Raw genomic sequence first — 21,216 nt, 5'->3', positions numbered from 1 at the left:
CACCTGCCGGTTCCGGACCCCCTCACCGTGATCCGGAACCGGCAGCTCCAGGAACTCCCCTAAGGAACTTTCGATGTACCAATTCGTGCTGCGGCGCCTGCTCTCCGGCGTCCTCCTGCTGTTCGTCATTACAACGGTCGCTTACCTGCTGCTGTATGCCGGCGGCGGCGACATCGCCCGGCGTATTGTCGGTCCTACCGCCAGCGAAGCGCAGGTAACGCTGAAAGCCGCACAGCTCGGCCTGGACCGACCGCTCCTGGTCCAGTACTGGGACTGGCTGACGAGTGCCGTCACCGGCGATCTTGGCCGGTCCTGGTTCAACGGCCAGCTGGTCACCACCGGTGTCACCAGCCGGGTTTCGGTCACCATCTCGCTGGTGCTGGGCGCCACCATCATCGCCGCCGCAGTCTCTGTGGTCATTGCCGTCTGGGCGGCTGTCCGGCGCGGCTGGGTGGACCGGGTGGTCCAGTCCGTGGGGGTGCTGGGTCACGCCATCCCGGGCTTCCTGATCGCGCTGGGGCTCGTCTCCCTCTTCGCCCTGAACCTCAAATGGTTCAAGGCCACCGGCTATATTCCCATCACGACGTCATTCGGCGGCTGGGCCTCCACCGTCACCCTGCCGATCATCGCCCTCTCGATCGGGTGTGTCGCTTCCGTGGTCCAGCAGGTCCGCGGTTCCCTGATCGACGCCCTCCGGCAGGACTACGTCCGCACGCTGCGTGCCCGCGGCCTCTCCTTCAACCGGGTTGTCTACAAGCATGTGCTGCGCAACGCTGGCGGTCCGGCCCTGGCCGTCCTCGCCGTGCAGTTCATCGGCCTGCTGGGCGGGGCCGTGATTGTAGAACAGATCTTCGCGCTGCCCGGCCTGGGGCAGATCACCGTTGCCGCCACGGGTCAAGGGGACATCCCCGTCGTGATGGGGGTCGTCGTCGCTACGGCCGCCATCGTGGTTGCCGTCAACCTCATCATCGACCTCGCCCAAGGCTGGCTCAATCCGAAAGTTCGGCTGTCATGATCGATACTCCCATCGCACGTCCCACCCCGGCAGCGAAGGTTTCCCTGTTCCGCCGGCTCCTGACACATCCCACCGGCGCAGCGTCCCTCCTGGTCCTCGTGCTGGTCGCCGTGGCGGCCATCCTTGCACCATTGCTGGCCACCCATGATCCAGGTCAGGCGAGCCTGCAGGCCGTCCTGGCCAAGGCGGGGCCGGGGCACTGGCTGGGAGCGGACAGCGCCGGCCGCGACGTCTACAGCCGTCTGCTATTCGCCGGGCAGTTCAGCCTCGCCGGCGCGCTCCTGGCGCTGGCGGTGGCCATGGTGCTGGGGGTGACCGGCGGACTGATTGCCGGCTACTACGGCGGCTGGTTCGATTCCGTCTCCTCCTGGCTCACCGGCCTGCTGATGGCCCTGCCGGGAATGGTGGTCCTTCTGGCCGCACGCGCCGTGCTGGGCCCGTCGATGTGGTTGTCCATGATGATCTTCGGCATCATGCTCTCCCCGGCCTATTTCCGGCTCGTCTACGCCTCAGTCACCGCGGTGCGCAACGAGTTGTACGTCGACGCCGCCCGGGTCTCCGGGCTGGGCGACTTCAGGATCATCGGCCGCCACATCCTTACAGTGGTCCGGGCGCCTGTGATCATCCAGTCCGCCATGATCCTGGGCATTGCCATCGCCATCCAGGCGGGCCTCGAATTCCTGGGGTTGGGCGACCTGAACATCCCCACCTGGGGAAGCATGCTCAACGACGGCTTCGTTAACCTCTACAAGGTCCCAACCCTGGTCCTGTGGCCCGCCCTGCTGATCGGGCTGGTGTGCGTCGCCCTGACCCTGCTGGCCAACGCGATGCGCGACGAGCTTGAACGGAGCGGCGGGCCGGTCAAGCGCCGCAAGGCGACGCTCACCGATGCGGCCTCCGCCGCCGAGCAGCGCGGCGCCGCCGCCGTCGTCCACCCCGAGGAGCCCTCCGATACTGCCGGCGAGATCCTCCTGGAAGTCACCGACCTTGGTGTCGGCTACGACCAGCCGGACGGCTCCACCACCCACGTCGTCAACCATGTGGGCCTGACCGTCCGCCGCGGCGAAGTCCACGGGATCGTTGGCGAATCCGGCTCCGGGAAGACGCAGACAGCGTTCTCCATCCTCCGGCTTCTCCCACAAGGCGGCCGCGTCACGGGCGGCTCGATCGTCTTCGACGGCAAGGACCTGGCCTCCCTGTCGGAGAAGGAGATGACCAAGATCCGCGGGAAGCGTATCGCCTACATCCCGCAGGAGCCGATGAGCAACCTGGACGGCGCGTTCACCATCGGCAGCCAGCTGATGGAGCCGATGCGCGTCTGCCTGGGGATATCGAAGGCGGACGCCCGGAAGCGGGCCCTCGCACTCCTGGCCAAAGTGGGGATTCCCAACCCCGAGCGGACCTTTAACGCCTACCCGCACCAGATTTCCGGCGGAATGGCGCAACGCGTGCTGATAGCCGGGGCCGTCTCGTGCCAGCCGGACCTGCTGATCGCCGACGAACCCACGACGGCGCTCGATGTCACGGTGCAGGCCGAAGTGCTCGACCTGCTCCGCGAACTCCAGGCCGAACTGAACATGGGAGTCATCCTTGTGACCCACAACTTCGGCGTCGTGGCGGACCTGTGTGACCGCGTGACCGTGATGCAGACGGGCCGGGTCGTGGAGACAGGTCCCGTGCGGGCCATCTTCAACGACGCGCGGCACCCCTACACCCGGCTGCTGCTCGACGCGATCCTCGAGGACACGGCGCCCCGCGGACCGCTTCTCTCCCTGAACGGAGTATCGCTATGACCGAAACACTGCTCGACGTCCGGGACGTCGTCGTCGAATATCCCCTCAAGGGTTTCCGCAGGGAGCCGTTCAAGGCGCTCAGGGGCGTTTCCCTGGACGTCCGCCCCGGCGAGACCGTGGGCCTGGTGGGTGAGTCCGGTTCCGGAAAAACCACCCTGGGCCGCGCCGTACTGGGTCTTGCTCCCGTAACCGGCGGCAGCATCAGCTATCGCGGGCAGGAGATCTCCAAAGCCAGCCGGGCCCAGCGCAAGGAGCTCAGCCACGAAATCCAGGTGGTGTTCCAGGACCCGTATACCTCGCTGAATCCTTCCATGACCATCGAACAAATCCTGACCGAGCCGTTGACCGTCCGGAAGGTGGAACGCCAGGCAGCCAACAAGCGGGTCGCGGAGCTCCTGGACCAGGTGCGGCTGCCACACGACGCCGTTCACCGGCTGCCGAGGGAATTCTCCGGCGGGCAGCGCCAGCGCATCGCAATCGCCCGGGCGCTTGCCCTGGACCCGAAGCTGGTCGTCTGCGACGAACCGGTTTCCGCCCTGGACCTCTCCACCCAGGCCCGGGTCCTGGACCTGTTCCTCGAAATCCAGGAACGCACCGGAGTGGCGTACCTCTTCGTCTCCCATGACCTCGCGGTGGTCCGGTATCTCAGCCATCGCGTGGCAGTCATGTACCACGGCGAAATCGTGGAATGGGGCGCAGGGGACCAAGTCACCGGCGAACCGGAACACCCCTACACCCAGCGGCTGTTCATGGCCGCGCCCGTGCCGGATCCGGACCGGCAGGCCCAACGACGGGCCGACCGCCATCGCCTGGCGGCAATCCAGCACGAGCAGGACGTACAGGCCGGCGTGGCCTAGGGGCGCCGCCCCATCCGCCGGACGCGCAGCACCACAGAATCCAGACAACAGAAAGGCGAGCCAATGACCACGCAATCAGCGACCGCACACCCGGGGCTCTCCTCCGGCGCCACTTTTCCCGCCGATTTCGCTTGGGGCGTGGCCACAGCGGCCTACCAGATCGAAGGCGCCGTCAACGAGGGCGGCCGCGGCAAAAGCATCTGGGACACCTTCTCCCACCAGCCCGGCACCACGATTCATGGTGACAACGGCGATATCGCCTGCGACCACTACCACCGCTGGGAAGCCGACCTCGATCTGATGGCCGAGCTCGGCATCCCCGCGTACCGGCTTTCCCTGTCCTGGTCCCGCCTGCAGCCCAGCGGGACGGGTCCACTCAACCCCGAAGGTGTCCGCTTCTACCGGGAGCTGCTCGAAGGCTGCACCGCCCGCGGCATCACGCCGTACGTGACGCTGTACCACTGGGACCTGCCGCAGGCGCTGCAGGACGACGGCGGCTGGCCGGCGCGGCACACTGCGTACCGCTTCGGCGAGTATTCCGGACTCGTCGCCGAGGCCCTCGGTGATCTCGCCGAGCACTGGATCACCATCAACGAGCCCATGTGCGCAGCCTTCCTGGGCCACTCGTGGGGTATGCAGGCCCCCCGGCTTCAAGGACGATAGCCTCGCCGTTCCCGCCGCCCACCATCTGCTCCTGGCCCACGGCCTGGCACTGGGGGAATTCCGCGCCCGCCGCCCCAAGGCCAAAGTGGGCATTACCAACATCGTCGGCAACCTGAACCCGGCGACCGATACCGAGGCAGACCGCCAGGCCACCGAATACTGGGATGCCGTCAGCAATCGGATCTTCCTGGATCCCGTCTACCGCGGCCGCTACGCCGACACGACCATCGCCGCCTACGGCCGGTACGGACTGACAGCCACGGGCGAGGATGCCGGGCCCAGGGACTTGGTCCAGCCGGGCGACCTCGCCATCATCTCCGCGCCTGGTGACTTTGCCGGAGTCAACCATTACACCAACATGCTCGTTTCCGCGGGTCCCGGCGATGGGGCCGCCCCGAACTGGACCCACGTGCAGCCGGCACCCTCGTCCTTCGGCTGGTCCAACACTCCCGAAGCCCTCAAGGCGGTGCTCAAGCGGGTAGCCAGCGAGTACACCGGGCTGCCCCTCTACGTCACCGAAAACGGTGTGACGTTCCACGACTACGTTGACCCGAACGGCGAGGTCCGCGACCCCGAACGCATCGATTACCTCCGCGGTTACATTTCCGCCGTGGGTGAGGCGATCGCCGATGGTGTGGACGTCCGGGGCTACTTCGCCTGGTCCTTCATGGACAACTTCGAGTGGGCCGAGGGGTACGACAAGCGCTTCGGCCTGGTCTATGTGGACTACGGCACCCAGACCCGCATCCCCAAGCAGAGTGCCTACTGGTACCGGGACACCATCGCCGCCGTTCGCGGAGCAACCGCACAAGCAGCCACACCCGTCACCGCAGGCGCCCCCGCATGAGCCCCACTTCCGCCGTCAGTACAGACCAGAAAGACATCATGGAAACTCTCACCACCGACATGCTCTCCACAGAGCAGCGCCTGGCATCCCTGCTGGCGGAGCTCAGCCTAGAAGACAAAATCCAGCTCCTGACCGGCCGCGACTTCTGGACCACGTGGCCGATGGCGAAGATCGGTCTGCGCCGCATGCTGGTTTCGGACGGTCCCACCGGTGTCCGCGGCGAGGTCTGGGACGAACGCGTGCCGTCCATGAACTTCCCTTCGGCCGCCGCGATCAGCTCCAGCTGGGACCCGGCCATCGCCGACCGGCTGGGCGCCGCCTCCGCCGTCGAGGCGCGGCGCAAAGGCGTCGACGTCGTCCTGGGCCCGACCATCAACCTGCACCGCTCCCCGCTGGGCGGCCGCCACTTCGAGGCCTTCAGCGAGGATCCGGTCCTCACGGCCGGGCTCGCCGCCGCCTACGTTTCCGGCGTGCAGCGCAACGGTGTGGGAGCCACCCCGAAGCACTACGTGGCCAACGACTCGGAAACCGACCGCTTCACCGTCGATGTCAAGGTCGCGGACCGGCCGCTGCGCGAGCTGTACCTGCTCGCCTTCGAGAAGGCAATCGTCGACTCCAAGGCCTGGCTGGTCATGAGCGCCTACAACTCGATCAACGGCGCCACTGCCACGGAAAACGAACTGCTGGAAACGCCGCTGAACAGTGAGTGGGGCTTTGACGGTGTGGTCATCAGCGACTGGACCGCCGTCCGGAGCGTCAACAGCGCCAACCACTCTCAGGACCTGGTCATGCCCGGCCCGGCCGGTCCTTGGGGCGAGGCGCTTGCCGTGGCAGTGAAATCCGGAGAAGTGGCCGAGGCCAGCATCGACCGCAAAGTCCTGCGCATCCTGCAGCTCGCGGCCCGCGTCGGCGCCCTGCAAGGCTTCGACGCCGTCAAGGCCGAACCGGCCGACCGTGAGGACCCGATCGCCTTCGCCCGTGAGGCATCCGCCGCCGGCACGGTGATGGTGAAGAACGACGGCGGGCTTCCGCTGGATGCTCCTGGAGTGTCCCGCGTCGCCGTGATCGGTCACAACGCCCGCCACGCCCGCACCCAGGGCGGTGGTTCCGCGACCGTGGTCCCGGAAAAGGTCGTCACCCCGCTGGACGGGATCCGCGCCGCCTTCGGCGCGGACAAAGTTTCGTACAGTGTGGGCGCTGTGGTCCAGGAGGGCATCGCCGAACTGCCGCTCGAACACCTGGCCAACCCCGTCACGGGCCGTCCGGGGCTCCGCGTGCGCTTCCTGGACGCCCACGGCGAGGAACTCTTCGCCGAGGACCGCCGCTCCACGGCTTTGGTCTGGTTCGGCGGCGACGCCCCGATCGCGGCGTCCTCCACGGTCCAGTTCCACACCATCTACACCCCGGAAGAGACCGGCACCATCCGCCTGGGCTTCTCCACCGTGGGGCGTGGCCGGATGTTTGTCGACGGCGTACTGGGCCGTGAAGTCACCATCGAAGCGACCGGAACCGACCTTGGGGCCGCGTTCCTGGCCCCGCCCTCCGCCTCCTTCGAGCTCGCAGTCACTGCCGGTATCCCGGTGGAAGTGCGCATGGAGCTCGACATCGCGGACCGCACCGGCGCCCTCGCCAATGCCTTGAGCATCGCGATCGGCGTGGAACCCGACGACTCGAACCCCGACGCCCTGATCGCCGAGGCGGTTGAGGCAGCCCGCGCCGCCGACGTCGCCGTCGTCGTGGTCGGCACCAACTCCCGCGTCGAATCCGAGGGCTACGACCGGACCTCCCTGGAGCTTCCCGGATTGCAGGACCGCCTGGTTCACGCGGTCGCGGCGGCCAACCCGCGCACCATCGTGGTGGTCAACTCCGGTGCCCCCGTGCTGCTGCCCTGGCGCGACGAGGTCGCAGCCATCCTCCTGGGCTACTTCGGCGGCCAGGAATTCGGCCACGCCCTCACTGACATCCTCACCGGCGTCACCGAACCCGGCGGCCGGCTCCCCACCACTTGGCCGGCCAGCCAGGACGACGTGCCGGTCATAAATGTCACGCCCGACGCCGACGGGACCCTGGTCTACGAGGAAGGGATCCACATCGGCTACCGGGCGTGGCTCAAAGCCGGAGTCCGGCCGGCTTACGAATTCGGCTCCGGACTCGGCTACACGTCCTGGCGTCTCGAATCCGTGGTGGCCCCCGCCACGGCCGCACCGGCCGACGTCGTGCCGCTGGCCGTCACGCTGCGAAACACCGGTCAGCGCGCCGGAAAACACGTGGTCCAGGTTTACGCCGAAAAGCCCGGCTCCGCCGTGGACCGCCCGGTCCGCTGGCTCGTCTCCTCCGCCCCCGTGTGGGCAGAAGCCGGCGAAACCGTCACCGCAGTCCTGGACGTGCCCACCCGGCTCCTGGCGTATTGGGACAACGGCTGGACGTATGAACCCGGCGACTACACCCTCCGCGTCGGCACCTCCGTCAGTGAACTGCCGCTGGACACCACGCTCACGCTGGTGCACCCAACCGAGGAAGGTGCCGCATGAACCTGCCCAACCCCCTGATTTCGGGCTTCAACCCGGATCCCAGCATCGTCAAGGTGGGGGAGGACTACTACCTCGCCACGTCCACCTTTGAATACTTGCCCGGCATCCCGGTGTACCACAGCACCGACCTGGTCGACTGGACCCGGGTCGGGCACGTGGTGGACCGCGAAGGGCAACTGGACTCCCGCGACGTGCCCACCCTTGGTGGCGCGTGGGCGCCCACCATCCGCTTCCATGATGGTCTGTTCTATGTTGCCGTCACCGACGCCATGGCCCGGGGGACCCTGGTGTTCACGGCTAAGGACCCCGCCGGCCCGTGGAGCGACGGGCTGGCAATTGAGGGCGCGGTCGGCATCGACCAGGACCTTGCCTGGGACGAGGACGGCACCGCTTACCTGACCTACTCCGGGCTGGACACCGTCACCGGAAACATCGGTGAGCACCGCGGCATCCTCCAGGTGCGCGTGGACCTGGAATCGGGCAAGGCCCTGGAGGAACCCCGCAGCGTCTGGTCCGGCACCGGACTGATGTTCCCCGAAGCCCCGCACCTCTACCGGCACGGCGACTACTGGTACCTCATGATCGCCGAGGGCGGCACCGAGCGCGGACACAGCGTCAGCATCGCCCGGGGAACCTCCCCCACCGGCCCGTTCGAGAACAACCCGGCCAACCCCGTCCTGAGCGCCCGCAGCACCGACCGCCCTATCCAGAACACGGGCCACGGTGACCTCGTGCAGACCCCCGACGGCGGCTGGGCCATGGTGCTCCTGGGCATGCGGCCCAGGGGCATGACCCGCGCCTTCTCGGCGCTGGGCCGGGAAACCTTCATCACCCCGGTCACCTGGGAGGACGGCTGGCCGGTGGTTGAACCTGTCATCCTGAATCCGCGCTCCGGCGGCGAGTTCGAGGATGACTTCGTGGACGCGGAGCTCGACGGCGGCTGGATCGCCGTACGGCGCTTTCCCGGCGCGTTCGCCTCCACGGAGAAGATCCGCGGCCGGCTGACCGTAACCAGCGACGGCCCCGGCCTGGATGACGCCCGGCCCGCGTTCCTGGGCCGCCGCCAGCGGTACCAGGTGGAGACGATCGCCGCACTGGTGGACACAGGTTCCCCCGAGGAGCAGGGTCCCAGTGACGGGAAGGGCAACGCCGGCGGCCTCGCCGTCCGCTACGACGAGTCCCACCACTACTCGATCGAAGTCAACGGGACCACCGTCACCGCCCGGGCCCGGGTGTCCTCGATCGAACAGGCGTGGACCCGCCAGGTACCCGGAGGCCCCCTCGAACTCCGGATCGCAACCCGCCAGCCCGCCGGCGGCGCCGGGTTCGGCCACCTGAGTTCGGACACCGTGGCGCTGCAGGCCGTCATCGGCGGCGAACCGGTCACCCTGGCCGAATTGGACGGACGGTACCTCTCGGCCGAAACCGCCGCGTCCTTCACCGGACGGGTGGCGGGCGTCTTCGCCAGCAGCGGCACGGTGGCCTTCCACTGGTTCCGCAGTTCCGGACGCGAGCCCAACTAGGGAACCACACGCCCGTCCGCCCAGCCTTCCCTCACCCGCTGTTTCCCGAAAGGTCTTCCGTGACATCCACGTCCCTGACACCGCAGTCAGCCATCCGCCAGCAGACCGCCGTCAGCCGGTTCAGCGCAGAGTACCGAACGGACACCCCGTTCGTGGCAGACCCGCGGCCCCGGCTCAGCTGGATAACAGCCACCGACAGCACCGACTGGCAACAGACCCAGGCCGAACTCCGGCTCACGCGTGGCGGAACGGCGGAGTCCCGGGTGCATTGCGGCACGGAGTCCGTGCTGGTGGAGTGGCCCTTTAAGGCCATCGCCGCGGGCGAGCAGGTGGAAGTGGAAGTCCGGATCACCGGGAACGACGGCGACACCACCGACTGGAGCGAGCCCCTGACTTTGGTGGGCGGCTTTGTGGACGGGCGGTGGCAGGCCACGGCGATCAGTCTCCCCGTCCCGGCCGGAAAGCAGGCGCCGCTGGGACGGCCCGGCCAGTTGCGGAACGAATTCACGGTGGGCGACGGGCTGGCCAAAGCCACCCTGTTTGCCACCGCCCACGGCGTGTACCAGGCCGAAATCAACGGCACGGAGGTGGACGACCAGGTCCTCAAGCCGGGCTGGACGGCCTACGCGGACCGGCTCAACCACGAAACCACGGACGTCACAGCACTCCTGACCCCGGGCGCCAACGCCATCGGAGTCTGGCTTGCCGGCGGCTGGTTCACGGAAAAGTACGGCTTCCACGGCTTCGCCAAGCCTTTTTACGGTGAGCAGCCTTCCGTAAAGGTGGAGCTGCACCTCGAATACGCCGACGGGACGCGGGAAACCGTGACCAGCAGCCCGACCTGGCGCGCCACCACGGCCGGACCGCTTGTCTCCAGCGGCATCTACGCCGGTGAGTCCTTTGACGCCCGGCGCGCGGAGGCCGGCTGGTCCCAACCCGGCTTCGACGACGCACACTGGCATCCTGCCGCGGTTGATGCCGGGAAATGGGCGGCAGCCACCCCGGCCATCGCCCCTCCCGTGCGCCGGATCGAGGAGCTGCCGGTCGTGGAAGTGCTGACCACGCCCTCCGGCGCCACGGTGCTGGACTTCGGCCAGAACCTCGTGGGGAGGCTGCGGATCCGGGTCAGCGGCGCGGCCGGCCATATCATCACCCTCCGGCATGCCGAAGTGCTCGAAGACGGCGAATTGTCGCTCCGTCCGCTGCGCCAGGCGGCCGCCACCGACACGTACACGCTCGCCGGTGACGGGGAGGAAGAATGGGAGCCGAGCTTCACATTCCACGGCTTCCGCTATGCCCAGGTGGACAACTGGCCCGGTGCGCTAAACCCGGCGGCGATCGCCGCCGTCGTCATCCATAACGACATGCGCCGCACTGGCTGGTTCGCGTGCTCAGACCCGCTGCTGAACCGCCTGCACGAGAACGCCCTGTGGGGGATGCGTGGCAACTTCCTCGCGCTCCCCACCGACTGCCCCCAACGTGACGAGCGGCTGGGGTGGACCGGTGACATCCAGGTCTTCAGCCCAACAGCCAGCTACCTGTACGACACGCTGGGCTTCCTCGGTTCCTGGCTGGAGGACCTCGCCCTCGAGCAGGGTCACCGCAACGGCGTGGTGCCTATCATCGTTCCGTCCGTGCTGGGCATGCTCGAATCGCCGGTGGCCGCCTGGGGCGACGCGGCCACCGTGGTCCCTTGGGTGCTGTTCGAGAGGTTCGGTGATACGGGGCTGCTCCGCCGGCAGTACGCCAGCATGCGGGACTGGGCGGATGCCCTCCTGAAGGTCCGGAACAGTTCCGGGCTCTGGCAGGGCCAGATGCAGCTGGGCGACTGGCTCGATCCCGCCGCACCCCCGGACAAGCCCGGCGCTGCCAGGACGCACGGGGACATCGTTGCCAGTGCCTACCTCTTCCGGTCCTTGGACCTGGTGGCCAAGGCCGCAGCCATCCTCGGCTCCGACGCCGACCACGCCAAGTACGCGGTGCTCGCCGAAGACACCCGGCAGGCGTTCCTGGCCGAATACGTAACGCCCTCCGGCCGGATCGTCTCGGACGCCCAGACCGCCTACTCGCTGGCCCTGATGTTCGGCATCAGCACCGATCCGTCGCAGCGCCGGGCCATGGGCGGCCGGCTCGCGGAGCTCGCCCGCCTCGGCGGGTACCGGATTGCCACCGGGTTTGTGGGCACACCTCTGATCGCCGATGCCCTGACCGCTACCGGGCACCTGGACGCTGCCGAACGGCTGCTCACCCAGACCGAGTGCCCCTCCTGGCTGTACCCCGTCACGCACGGCGCCACCACCATCTGGGAACGCTGGGACTCCATCCTGGAAGACGGCAGCGTCAACCCCGGCGAAATGACGTCTTTCAACCACTACGCGCTGGGCGCCATCGCCGACTGGATGCACCGCACTGTTGCCGGGCTGGCCCCGGCGGCGCCCGGGTACCGGAAGGTGCGCATCGCGCCGCGGCCGCTCGCCAGTCTCCAGCACGCTTCGACGTCGCACGAGACGCCGTACGGGCTGGCCCGGGTCGCATGGAAGCGCGCAGGGGACAGGGTCCTGGTGGAAGCCACCGTGCCGCCCGGGCACCGCCGCCGTGGTCTCGCTTCCGGACGGCTCCGCCGAGTTCGAAGTGGGCTCGGGCCAGCACCGCTGGGACGTGCCCGCCACGGAGTCCGCCGCGGAAACCGCCGCTGCTTCACTGCACACCCCGCTCGCGGACATCATGGACGACCCGCAGGCCTATGCCGCGGTGTGGCAGGCCATCGAAGCCCAGGATCCGGCGGGCGCGGCGGCATTCCGCAAAGACACCGTCTGGTATCGGCAGACGACCCTGGACCAGAGCCTGATCTTCACCCCGCCCTCCGTCAAGAAGGACATCGCCGCCGCGCTGGCTGCCCTCAATGACCGCCGCGCCGCCGCACCCTCCCGCACACGCCAAGAACTCCCGAACTGAGAAGGCACCGATGACCACTTTCACCGCTGAGAGCCCGCTGTACTTCGTTATGGGGCACGCCGAAGGCAACCGCATCCTGCGCGAACGGGTTCCAACCCTGACCAACAACCCCCTGCTTCACACGCTCTACTTCCATGAGGTGGGCCTGATCCTGGGAACTGAAGAAGCCCTGCAGGGAAAACCCGCGGAGGTTGCGGAAATCCTCCGCCTCATCGGCGAGCTGGAACCGGAGGATCCCGTGGCGCAGCGCGCGGCGGCGGCCGCCGCCGACGTTCCTGCCCCGGCCGCCGGCTACGAGCCGGAGGCGGTGGAACCCGGCAGCGCCACTGCTTCTTTCCCGACGACGGCGGCAGCGCAGGAATGCTTCGAACTCGCTCTCTCCGGGCCATCGCACGGCAACCCGTTCACGGACGTCGACCTCCGGGCGGACTTCACCGCGCCGTCAGGCAAGGCGCTCAGCGTTCCTGGCTTCTACGACGGAAACGGCAGCTACAAGGTAAGGCTCCTCGTCCGCGAGGCGGGCGACTGGACCTTCGCCACCTCCAGTAACGCCCGCTCGCTGGACGGAATCACCGGCTCATTCATTGCCGGCGAGGCTGCAGGGGGAGCCAGAGGCGTAGTACAGGTGGCCAACACCTTCCACTTCGCCTACGGGGATGGAACTCCGTACTTGCCCGTCGGCACCACGGCCTACGCTTGGGCCCATCAGGGCGATGCCCTGGAAAAGCAGACCCTGGACACACTGGCCGCAGGACCGTTCAACAAGATGCGGATGTGCGTCTTCCCCAAGTCCTACCTGTTCAACGAGAACGAGCCGGATCAGTACCCGTTCGAAGGTTCCCTGGCGGCCGGCTTCGACTACGAGCGGCCCAACCCTGCGTTCTACCGCCATCTCGAACAGCGCATCAGCCAGCTGGCCGAACTCGGCATCGAAGCGGACCTCATCCTGTTCCACGCCTATGACCGCTGGGGTTTCGCCACCATGACCCCGGGCCAGGACGACCGCTACCTGAAGTACGTCGTTGCCCGGCTGGCCTCGCGCCGCAATATCTGGTGGTCCCTCGCCAACGAATACGACCTGCTGTTCCGCAAAACCACCGAGGACTGGGAACGCTTCGCCGGCATTGTCCAGGTCAACGACCCCAGCGGGCACCTACTCTCCATCCACAACTGCCGGGACTTCTACGACTACAGCCGTCCGTGGATCACGCACAGCAGCGTTCAGCGCCAGGACGTGCACAAGACTGCCGAGTTCACGGGCGAGTGGCGGGACCGCTGGCAGAAGCCGGTGGTCATCGACGAGTGCGCCTACGAGGGCAACATCGACCAGGGCTGGGGCAACATCACCGGCGAGGAAATGACCCGGCGGTTCTGGGAAGGCGCGGTACGCGGCGGCTATGTCGGCCACGGCGAAACGTATGTGCACCCGGAGGACACCCTCTGGTGGTCCAAGGGCGGGGAACTCCACGGCAGCAGCCCGGGCCGCATCGCGTTCCTGCGCCGCATCCTCGAGGAGACACCGCGCGGGTTCCTCGAGCCGCTGCCCGGCGGCTGGGATGTTCCCACCGCCGGCATCCGCCACGAGTACGAGATCAGCTACTTCGGCTTCAACCAGCCCACCTACCGGAACTTCGTGATGCCCGCCGGGCACCACTATGCCGTGGACATCATTGACACCTGGAACATGACCATTGAAACCCTGCCGGACACCGTCCAGGGCCGGTTCCGGCTGGAGCTCCCCGGCAGGCAGTTCATCGCCGTCAGGATCCGCGCCGTCCGGGACGGAGCCGGGTCCTGATACTTCACAGCGAAGGACACCACGTGATCGACGCCGGTAACCGCCTGCGGCTTTTCGCCCCCTCCGAGACCATCGAAGCCGGCGCCTGGCGTCTGCAGCTGCGCGGCGACGAAGTGGCGGACATCGAATACGGCGGATACCCCGTGCTCCGGGGCATCCGTCTGGTTGTCCGGGACCACGACTGGAGAACCCTGACACCCGACGTCGAATCGATCACCCGTAGCGACGAGGCAGGGACCACCACACTCCGGCTGACCATCGGTTTTGCCGGCTTCAACGCCCGCTACCGCGCGGACCTGATGCTCCGGCTCTGCGGCGGTGAACTCTCCCTCAGCTTCGACGGCGTTGCGCCCGGCAGTTTCAGCAGCAACCGCATTGGCCTGGTGGTCCTGCACCGTCCGGACGATGCGGGACGGGCGCTCACTGTCACTTCGCCCGAGCGGACCAGCACCCGCCTGGCATTTCCCGTGGAGATCAGCCCGCATCAGCCCTTCCGGGACGTTGCGGCCATGTGTTGGGAACGGGACGGGACGAACTTCCGGCTGCAGTTCAGCGGAGATACATTCGAAACCGAAGACCAGCGCAACTGGACGGACGCATCCTTCAAGACCTACAGCACACCGCTGTCCCGCCCCTTCCCCGTCGAGGTGCGGGCCGGCGACCGCATCCGACAGAGTATCCGCCTCACGGCCGAACCCGCAGCCCAGGGTCCGGAGAGGCGGCAGCCGGAACCTCGCCAGCCGGACACCGGCCCTGCCGTACTGACTGTGCACCACGAAACGGTCGGCACGGTCCCGGCGCTTGGCACTTCCGCCTCCAGATCACCCGCAACCCTCGCCCCGGTGCCCGGCCTGGCATCGCTGCTCGTCGAACTTTCCGGGGACGATCGGGCAGCGGCTGCGGAAGAGATCCGGCAGGCCCATCGGCAGGCCGCGGAACTGGGTGTGCCTCTGGATGTGCGGATATCCGTGCGCCGACCCGAATCCCTTGCGGGATTCCTGGACCTGCTGCCCCTGGACCAGGTCAGCCGGCTCGGCGCTTTCAGCTCCGAGAGCCACGCCACCGGGCCGGCTCTGTGGCGGCAACTGCAAGGGGAAGCGCAACGGCGCGGCTTCGCCGGGACCCTGCTGGCCGGCGCCCGCTCACACTTCACCGAACTCAATCGAACAGCGCCGTCACTTCCCGAGGCGCAGGCCATGACGTACAGCATCACGCCGCAGATGCATGCCTCCGAAGTGATGCACATCGTCGAGACGCTGCCGATGCAGCGGCAAACAGCACTCAATGCGCTCCGGATCGGCTCCGGTACTGCCCTGCACATCGGTCCCATCACCCTCAAACCCCGCTTCAACGCGGTCTCCACCGGCGGCGCCGAGTGCCGACAAAAAGCCGAAAGCATGGCCTCCGACCCGCTCCAGGGAGAAGACTTCACCGCCGCGTGGATGCTGGGCAGCATCGCTTCCCTCACCATGCCCGGGGTGGAATCCGTGAGCTACTTCGAGGCCAGCGGTCCCAGGGGTCTCCGCACCGACGGTGGCGCCGATACCCCCGCCGGCAGCCTGCTGACTCGGCTCGCCGGACTGCGCGGAGCCGGGGTGCTCAAAGCCGAGGGGCATACGCCTGGCATGATCGTCTATCCCGTCAGGGTCGGGTCCGGCGTCGTGCTGTTCGCTGCGAACCTCACGCCCAAGCCGGTACGCGTGGCAGTGCGGCTGGAATACGGCCATGCCGGGACCATCGACCTTCCGGCGTGGACCGAAACTGCCCGTCCGCTCAGCTGAAACTACCCACCAGGAAAGAGGACCAGGATGTCCAATAGGCTCGCAGGCAAAGCAGCCCTGATAACCGGCGCCGGATCGGGCATCGGCCTGGCTGTCGCCCAGCGCTTCATTGCAGAAGGCGCCCGCGTCTACTTCGCCGACATCGACGTCGACGCCGCCGTCAGGGCCGCCGCAGCCACCGGGGCGTCCGGTGCCGCAGCCCTCCGGATGGACATCTCCGACGAGGCAAGCGTCGAAACCGTCTATGCGACCATCGCCGGCGAGGGGCAGCTTGACATCGTCGTCGCCAACGCCGGAGTCCAGCTCTTCGGCCAGGACGCAAGGGTCGGTGACCTCGACCTGGACGTCTGGGAGAAGACCGTAGCCGTGAACCAGCGCGGCGCATTCCTTACGCTTAAGCACGCCGTACGCGCCCTGGAAGGCCGGGGCGGCTCCATCATTTGCACGGGTAGCCCCACGGCGGTCGTCGGATGTGGGCAGACCTTTACGGCCTACACCAGCTCAAAAGCGGGCGTCCACGGACTAGCCCGCGTGGTCGCGGCCGACTACGCCAGCGCCGGCATCCGTGTGAACACAGTAGTCCCCGGCTACACGGAAACCCCGCTGGTACAGGCCATTGCCGACGACCCCGCAAGCCGGGCCGGTCTCGTCAACTCCACCATGCTTGGCAGGGCAGGCAAGGCCGCCGACGTCGAAGGCATCATGGTCTTCCTCGCGAGCGACGAATCTGCCTACGCCACCGGCGGAATGTTCACGATCGACGGCGGGCTGACGGCGCTGTAACGACCTGGGAGGCAGAACCGCGGCGCGTGGCGCGCGCTTGGATGGCGGCCCTGATCTTCGCTGGCTAACGCGTGGGGCCACGCGGGCTGAATAATGACCGCCGGATGTGCGTTGACTCACATGTTACGAGGAGCTATCTTTGTCTCTATTGTTAGCGATAACAATTGGCCGCGGTCCGCTGCAGGCTGAACCCCCGTTCCACCCAGACCTCCGCATTCCTCCCGCTATTACCGCCCCTCAGGGGACACAATGACGTGAAGAACTGCGATCAGGAGCAACTTCGCGGACCCGGGTCCGCGGAAGGAGAAAATTGTGAAGATCAGGAAACTCCTGGGCGCCGCTGCGGTCGTCCTCGCCGTGACTGTCGGAGCCACCGGCTGCGGCACCCGGGGCGGTACCGCCTCGCCGTCCGTCAGCGCCGACGCTGCCGGCGCCCTCGTCGGGATCTCGATGCCGACCCAGACCTCGGAACGGTGGATCGCCGACGGCAAGAACGTCTCGGAGTCCGTGACGAAGCTTGGCTACAAGACCGACCTGCAGTACGCGAACGACGACATCCCCACCCAGGTGGCGCAGATCGAGAACATGCTCACCAAGGGCGCGAAGGCCCTCATCGTCGCCGCCATCGACGGCACCACGCTGACCGACGTCCTCGCCAAGGCGAAGGAACAGAACGTCAAGGTCATCGCCTATGACCGCCTCATCAACGGCACTCCCAACGTCGACTTCTACACCACCTTCGACAACTACACGGTGGGCGTGCAGCAGGCCACGTCGCTGCTGACCGGCCTGGGCCTTCTCGACGCCAGCGGCAACAAGGTGGAAGGCAAGGGCCCGTTCAACGTGGAGCTCTTCGCCGGCAGCCCGGATGACAACAACGCCAACTTCTTCTGGACCGGCGCCCTGGACACCCTCAAGCCGTACCTGGACGCCGGAACCCTCAAGGTGCCCAGCGGCCAGACCAAGTTCGAGCAGGCCGCCATCCTCCGCTGGCAGGCACCGGTGGCGCAGAAGCGCATGGAGGACATCCTCACGGCGGCCTACAGCTCCGGGACCAAGCTCGACGGCGTGCTCTCCCCTTACGACGGCCTGTCAATCGGCATCATCTCGGCGCTGACCAGCACCGGCGGCTACGCCAAGGGGAGCCTGCCGATCGTTACCGGCCAGGACGCCGAAAAGGGTTCGGTGAAGTCCATCGTCGCCGGCGAGCAGTACTCCACCATCTTCAAGGACACCCGCCAACTCGGATCCCAGGCCGTGAAGATGGTCGACGCACTCCTCAAGGGCCAGGAGCCCGAGGTCAACGACACCAAGACCTACAACAACAAGGTCAAGGTGGTCCCCGCCTACCTGCTCAAGTCCGTCATCATCACCAAAGAGAACTACAAGAAGGAACTGATCGACTCCGGGTACTACACCGAGGCCGACGTCAAGTAGTTACGGTGAGGGGTGGCGTCCCGCCGTCGAGGCCGGCCGCCGCCCTTCCCGTAGACCCCTGCAGCCGCAGGCGGTCTAAGTACTACCAGTCAGTGAGAATTGACGATGAACACACCCATTCTTCAAATGCGGGGAATCACCAAGACCTTCCCCGGCGTGAAGGCCCTCCAGGACGTCACTTTGCAGGTGAACCGCGGTGAAGTCCATGCCATCTGCGGCGAGAACGGCGCCGGAAAATCCACCCTGATGAAGGTGCTGTCCGGCGTCTACCCGCACAGCTCCTTCGACGGCGAAATCCTCTTCGAAAACGAACCCTGCAACTTCTCCAGCATCAGCGACAGCGAGAAGCGCGGCATCGTGATCATTCACCAGGAGCTGGCGCTGAGCCCCTACCTGTCCATCGCCGAGAACATCTACCTCGGCAACGAGCAGGCCACGCGCGGCTGGGTGGACTGGCGGAAGACCAACCTGGAGGCCGCAAAACTCCTGGCACGGGTGGGCCTGAGCGAAAACCCCGTCACTCCCGTCCAGCACATCAGCGTGGGCAAGCAGCAGTTGGTGGAAATCGCCAAGGCGCTCTCGAAGGAGGTCAAGCTCCTCATCCTCGACGAACCCACGGCGGCCCTCAACGACGAGGATTCCGGCCACCTGCTGGACCTGATCCTGCACCTCAAGGGCCAGGGCGTCACCAGCATCATCATCAGCCACAAGCTCAACGAAATCCGCAAGGTCGCGGACGCCGTCACCATCATCCGCGACGGCCAGACCATCGAGACCCTGCGCCTCGGTGACGGCGAGATCACCCAGGAACGCATCATCCGCGGAATGGTGGGCCGCGACCTGGAAAGCCTGTACCCGCACCGGGATCCCCGGATTGGCGAGGAGGTCCTGCGGATCGAGGACTGGTCCGTACGGCACCCGCAGGACCACAGCCGGATGGTGGTCAGGAACGCCAGCCTCAACGTCCGCAAGGGGGAAGTTGTGGGCCTGGCCGGGCTGATGGGCGCCGGAAGGACGGAACTGGCCATGAGCGTGTTCGGGCGCAGCTACGGCACGGCCACCTCCGGAAAAGTCTTCAAGCACGGCAAGGAAATCAACACTGCGACCGTTTCAGCGGCCATCAAGCACGGAATCGCCTACGCCACCGAGGACCGCAAGCGCTACGGGCTGAACCTCATCGAGGACATCAAACGGAACGTCTCCATGGCCGCGCTCCACAAGCTCGTCAAGGGCGGCTGGGTGGACAAGAACCAGGAAACAGTCGTGGCCAACGACTACCGGAAAAGCATGAACATCAAGGCCCCGTCGGTCGCCGCCATCACGGGAAAGCTGTCCGGCGGCAACCAGCAGAAAGTCGTGCTGAGCAAGTGGATGTTCTCCGACCCGGACGTGCTCATCCTCGACGAACCCACCCGCGGGATCGACGTCGGCGCGAAATTTGAGATCTATACGATCATCGCGAAGCTGGCGGCGGAAGGAAAGGCGGTCATCGTGATCTCCTCCGAACTGCCCGAGCTGCTCGGCATCTGCGATCGGATCTACACGCTGTCCGCCGGGCACATCACCGGCGAGGTCCCGATCGCGGAAGCATCGCAGGAAACCCTCATGCACTACATGACCAAAGAGAAGGAATAGCGAACATGTCCGCCCTCCGAGAATCCCTGGGCTTCCTGACAAGCCGCCTCCGCCAGGTTGGCATCTTTGTCGCCCTGATCCTGATCGTCCTGCTGTTCCAGATCCTGACGGACGGCATTCTGCTTCAGCCGCAGAACGTCACCAACCTCGTGGTCCAGAACAGCTACATCCTGATCCTGGCCATCGGCATGGTGATGGTGATCATCGCCGGCCATATCGATCTGTCCGTCGGATCGATTGCCGGCTTCATCGGCGCGGTCGCCGGTGTCATGATCGTGCATTGGGGCTGGGCCTGGTGGCTGGCGATCCCGGCCTGCCTGCTGGTCGGCGCGCTGGTGGGTGCCTGGCAGGGCTACTGGATCGCGTACGTCGGAATCCCCGCCTTCATCGTCACCCTCGCCGGGATGCTGATCTTCCGCGGTCTGACCCTGATCACGCTCAAGAACCAGCAGATCACGCCCTTCCCGTCCGAGCTGCGGGCGCTGGGCGGCGGCTTCCTGCCGGACATTTCCGGCGGCACCTCGGTGCTGGAGTGGCTGACCGTCATCCTGGGCGTCGGCGCCACCCTGGCGCTGGTGATCCAGGCGGTCAAGGAACGCCGGATCCGCAAGAGGTTCGAGCTCGAGAACGAGCCGATGGCCTGGTTTGCGACCAAGACCGCGTTCATCGCCCTGCTCATGCTGACCATCACCTTCCTCCTCGCCAGCTACCGGGGAACCCCGATCGTGCTGATCGTGCTCGCGGTCCTGGTGATCGTCTACACGGCCCTGATGAACAACAGCGTCTTCGGCCGCCACACCTACGCGATCGGCGGGAACCTCCATGCAGCCGAGCTTTCCGGCATCAAAACCAAGGCCGTCACGTTCCGGCTCTTCGTGAACATGGGCGTCCTCGCCGCCCTGGCCGGCCTCGTGTTCACGGCCCGGCTCAACTCCGCCCAGCCGGCCGGCGGCACCGGCTTCGAACTGGACGCCATCGCGGCGGCCTTCATCGGCGGCGCGGCAGTCCAGGGCGGCATCGGCACCGTGGCAGGGGCCCTGATCGGCGGCCTGATCATGGGTGTGCTGAACAACGGCATGTCCATCCTGGGCCTCGGCACCGACTACCAGCAGCTCATCAAGGGCCTGGTGCTGCTCCTCGCCGTCGGCTTCGACATCTGGAACAAGAACCGCAGCGGCAAGGGCGGCGGAGCGACGATCGACAAGCGACTCAAGCGAAAAACCCCTCCCGCGGCCTCGGAGGCCGGAACGCCGGCGGAGAAACCCCCGATTCCGGTAACGGCCGGTAACTGACAAAACTGCGGGAGCGGCGGCCTCGGCAGCCACTCCCGCGGTAAGCCACGCCGGGAACGGCAGCGGCCCGGGTTGGTCCAGAACGGGCCAACCCGGGCCGCTCTTTTTTGCTGGTGTTGCCAGACGGATGTCGCGGCCAGGCCGAGGACCCGCACCTGGCTGGCGTCAATGTGCGCCTCGGCCGTGACCTCGAGAATCGCCGTCCGTGGGCGTCATCCCCGACGCGCAGAGTTTCCCCCGACGCGCGGAATACCTCCCGACGCCTGACTTCCGGCGTCGGCAGGAATTTTGCGCATCACAGGGCCG

The 21,216-nt window shown here is 66.9% G+C and carries 14 protein-coding genes; all 14 read left to right on the top strand.

Going from position 1 to position 21,216, the window contains the following annotated elements; genetic code table 11:
- Positions 1–73: 73 nt before the first annotated feature.
- The 14 genes from QFZ69_RS21000 (at position 74) to mmsB (ending at position 20,910) form a co-directional block, all read left to right on the top strand.
- A complete protein-coding gene (locus tag QFZ69_RS21000) occupies positions 74–1,015 on the top strand; it encodes an ABC transporter permease (RefSeq protein WP_306914208.1) in 942 nt (313 codons plus the stop codon).
- Positions 1,012–2,808: a dipeptide/oligopeptide/nickel ABC transporter permease/ATP-binding protein gene (locus QFZ69_RS20995; protein WP_306914206.1), complete on the top strand. Its 1,797-nt coding sequence runs from the start codon at positions 1,012–1,014 to the stop codon at positions 2,806–2,808. Before QFZ69_RS21000 ends, QFZ69_RS20995 begins: the two co-directional genes overlap by 4 nt.
- Positions 2,805–3,665 carry an ATP-binding cassette domain-containing protein gene (locus tag QFZ69_RS20990; protein WP_306914205.1) on the top strand — a complete coding sequence of 287 codons (861 nt, stop codon included), beginning with the start codon at positions 2,805–2,807 and terminating at the stop codon, positions 3,663–3,665. Before QFZ69_RS20995 ends, QFZ69_RS20990 begins: the two co-directional genes overlap by 4 nt.
- Before the next feature lie 63 nt (positions 3,666–3,728).
- Positions 3,729–4,328, top strand: a complete 600-nt coding sequence (locus QFZ69_RS20985; RefSeq protein WP_307000415.1) for a family 1 glycosylhydrolase — start codon at positions 3,729–3,731, stop codon at positions 4,326–4,328.
- The gene (locus QFZ69_RS20980) at positions 4,228–5,175 is read left to right on the top strand and encodes a glycoside hydrolase family 1 protein (RefSeq protein ID WP_307000412.1); all 948 of its coding nucleotides are present in this window, start codon (positions 4,228–4,230) and stop codon (positions 5,173–5,175) included. The genes QFZ69_RS20985 and QFZ69_RS20980 overlap by 101 nt, the downstream gene beginning before the upstream one ends.
- Complete coding sequence (locus QFZ69_RS20975; RefSeq protein ID WP_373461747.1) at positions 5,172–7,706, top strand: beta-glucosidase; 2,535 nt, start codon at positions 5,172–5,174, stop codon at positions 7,704–7,706. Before QFZ69_RS20980 ends, QFZ69_RS20975 begins: the two co-directional genes overlap by 4 nt.
- Positions 7,703–9,229, top strand: a complete 1,527-nt coding sequence (locus tag QFZ69_RS20970) for a glycoside hydrolase family 43 protein (RefSeq protein ID WP_306914202.1) — start codon at positions 7,703–7,705, stop codon at positions 9,227–9,229. Before QFZ69_RS20975 ends, QFZ69_RS20970 begins: the two co-directional genes overlap by 4 nt.
- Before the next feature lie 59 nt (positions 9,230–9,288).
- A complete protein-coding gene (locus QFZ69_RS20965; RefSeq protein ID WP_307000410.1) occupies positions 9,289–12,135 on the top strand; it encodes an alpha-L-rhamnosidase in 2,847 nt (948 codons plus the stop codon).
- A 59-nt stretch (positions 12,136–12,194) separates the two neighbouring features.
- Positions 12,195–13,982 (top strand): DUF5605 domain-containing protein, encoded by a 1,788-nt coding sequence (locus QFZ69_RS20960; protein ID WP_306914200.1) that lies wholly within the window; start codon positions 12,195–12,197, stop codon positions 13,980–13,982.
- A 23-nt stretch (positions 13,983–14,005) separates the two neighbouring features.
- Complete coding sequence (locus QFZ69_RS20955) at positions 14,006–15,763, top strand: hypothetical protein (protein ID WP_306914198.1); 1,758 nt, start codon at positions 14,006–14,008, stop codon at positions 15,761–15,763.
- 27 nt (positions 15,764–15,790) lie between these two features.
- The gene (locus QFZ69_RS20950; RefSeq protein WP_306914196.1) at positions 15,791–16,546 is read left to right on the top strand and encodes an SDR family NAD(P)-dependent oxidoreductase; all 756 of its coding nucleotides are present in this window, start codon (positions 15,791–15,793) and stop codon (positions 16,544–16,546) included.
- Positions 16,547–16,858: 312 nt separating this feature from the next.
- Complete coding sequence (chvE, locus tag QFZ69_RS20945) at positions 16,859–17,983, top strand: multiple monosaccharide ABC transporter substrate-binding protein (protein ID WP_306914195.1); 1,125 nt, start codon at positions 16,859–16,861, stop codon at positions 17,981–17,983.
- 105 nt (positions 17,984–18,088) lie between these two features.
- The gene (mmsA, locus tag QFZ69_RS20940; protein ID WP_306914193.1) at positions 18,089–19,618 is read left to right on the top strand and encodes a multiple monosaccharide ABC transporter ATP-binding protein; all 1,530 of its coding nucleotides are present in this window, start codon (positions 18,089–18,091) and stop codon (positions 19,616–19,618) included.
- A 5-nt stretch (positions 19,619–19,623) separates the two neighbouring features.
- Positions 19,624–20,910 carry a multiple monosaccharide ABC transporter permease gene (gene mmsB / locus QFZ69_RS20935; RefSeq protein ID WP_306914190.1) on the top strand — a complete coding sequence of 429 codons (1,287 nt, stop codon included), beginning with the start codon at positions 19,624–19,626 and terminating at the stop codon, positions 20,908–20,910.
- Positions 20,911–21,216 lie beyond the last annotated feature (306 nt).

Source organism: Arthrobacter sp. V1I7, from assembly GCF_030817015.1.
Taxonomy (GTDB): Bacteria; Actinomycetota; Actinomycetes; order Actinomycetales; family Micrococcaceae; genus Arthrobacter.
Note: the sequence above shows the minus strand (reverse complement) of the source record. Positions and strands in the feature narration are given on the sequence as shown.

Bases quoted from the DNA above. Each gene is read 5' to 3' on its own strand.
- QFZ69_RS20995 (WP_306914206.1), top strand. From the start codon at position 1,012: ATGATCGATACTCCCATCGCACGTCCCACCCCGGCAGCGAAGGTTTCC.
- QFZ69_RS20950 (WP_306914196.1), top strand. From the start codon at position 15,791: ATGTCCAATAGGCTCGCAGGCAAAGCAGCCCTGATAACCGGCGCCGGA.
- QFZ69_RS21000 (WP_306914208.1), top strand. From the start codon at position 74: ATGTACCAATTCGTGCTGCGGCGCCTGCTCTCCGGCGTCCTCCTGCTG.
- QFZ69_RS20960 (WP_306914200.1), top strand. From the start codon at position 12,195: ATGACCACTTTCACCGCTGAGAGCCCGCTGTACTTCGTTATGGGGCAC.
- QFZ69_RS20990 (WP_306914205.1), top strand. From the start codon at position 2,805: ATGACCGAAACACTGCTCGACGTCCGGGACGTCGTCGTCGAATATCCC.
- QFZ69_RS20975 (WP_373461747.1), top strand. From the start codon at position 5,172: ATGAGCCCCACTTCCGCCGTCAGTACAGACCAGAAAGACATCATGGAA.
- mmsA (WP_306914193.1), top strand. From the start codon at position 18,089: ATGAACACACCCATTCTTCAAATGCGGGGAATCACCAAGACCTTCCCC.
- mmsB (WP_306914190.1), top strand. From the start codon at position 19,624: ATGTCCGCCCTCCGAGAATCCCTGGGCTTCCTGACAAGCCGCCTCCGC.
- QFZ69_RS20970 (WP_306914202.1), top strand. From the start codon at position 7,703: ATGAACCTGCCCAACCCCCTGATTTCGGGCTTCAACCCGGATCCCAGC.
- QFZ69_RS20985 (WP_307000415.1), top strand. From the start codon at position 3,729: ATGACCACGCAATCAGCGACCGCACACCCGGGGCTCTCCTCCGGCGCC.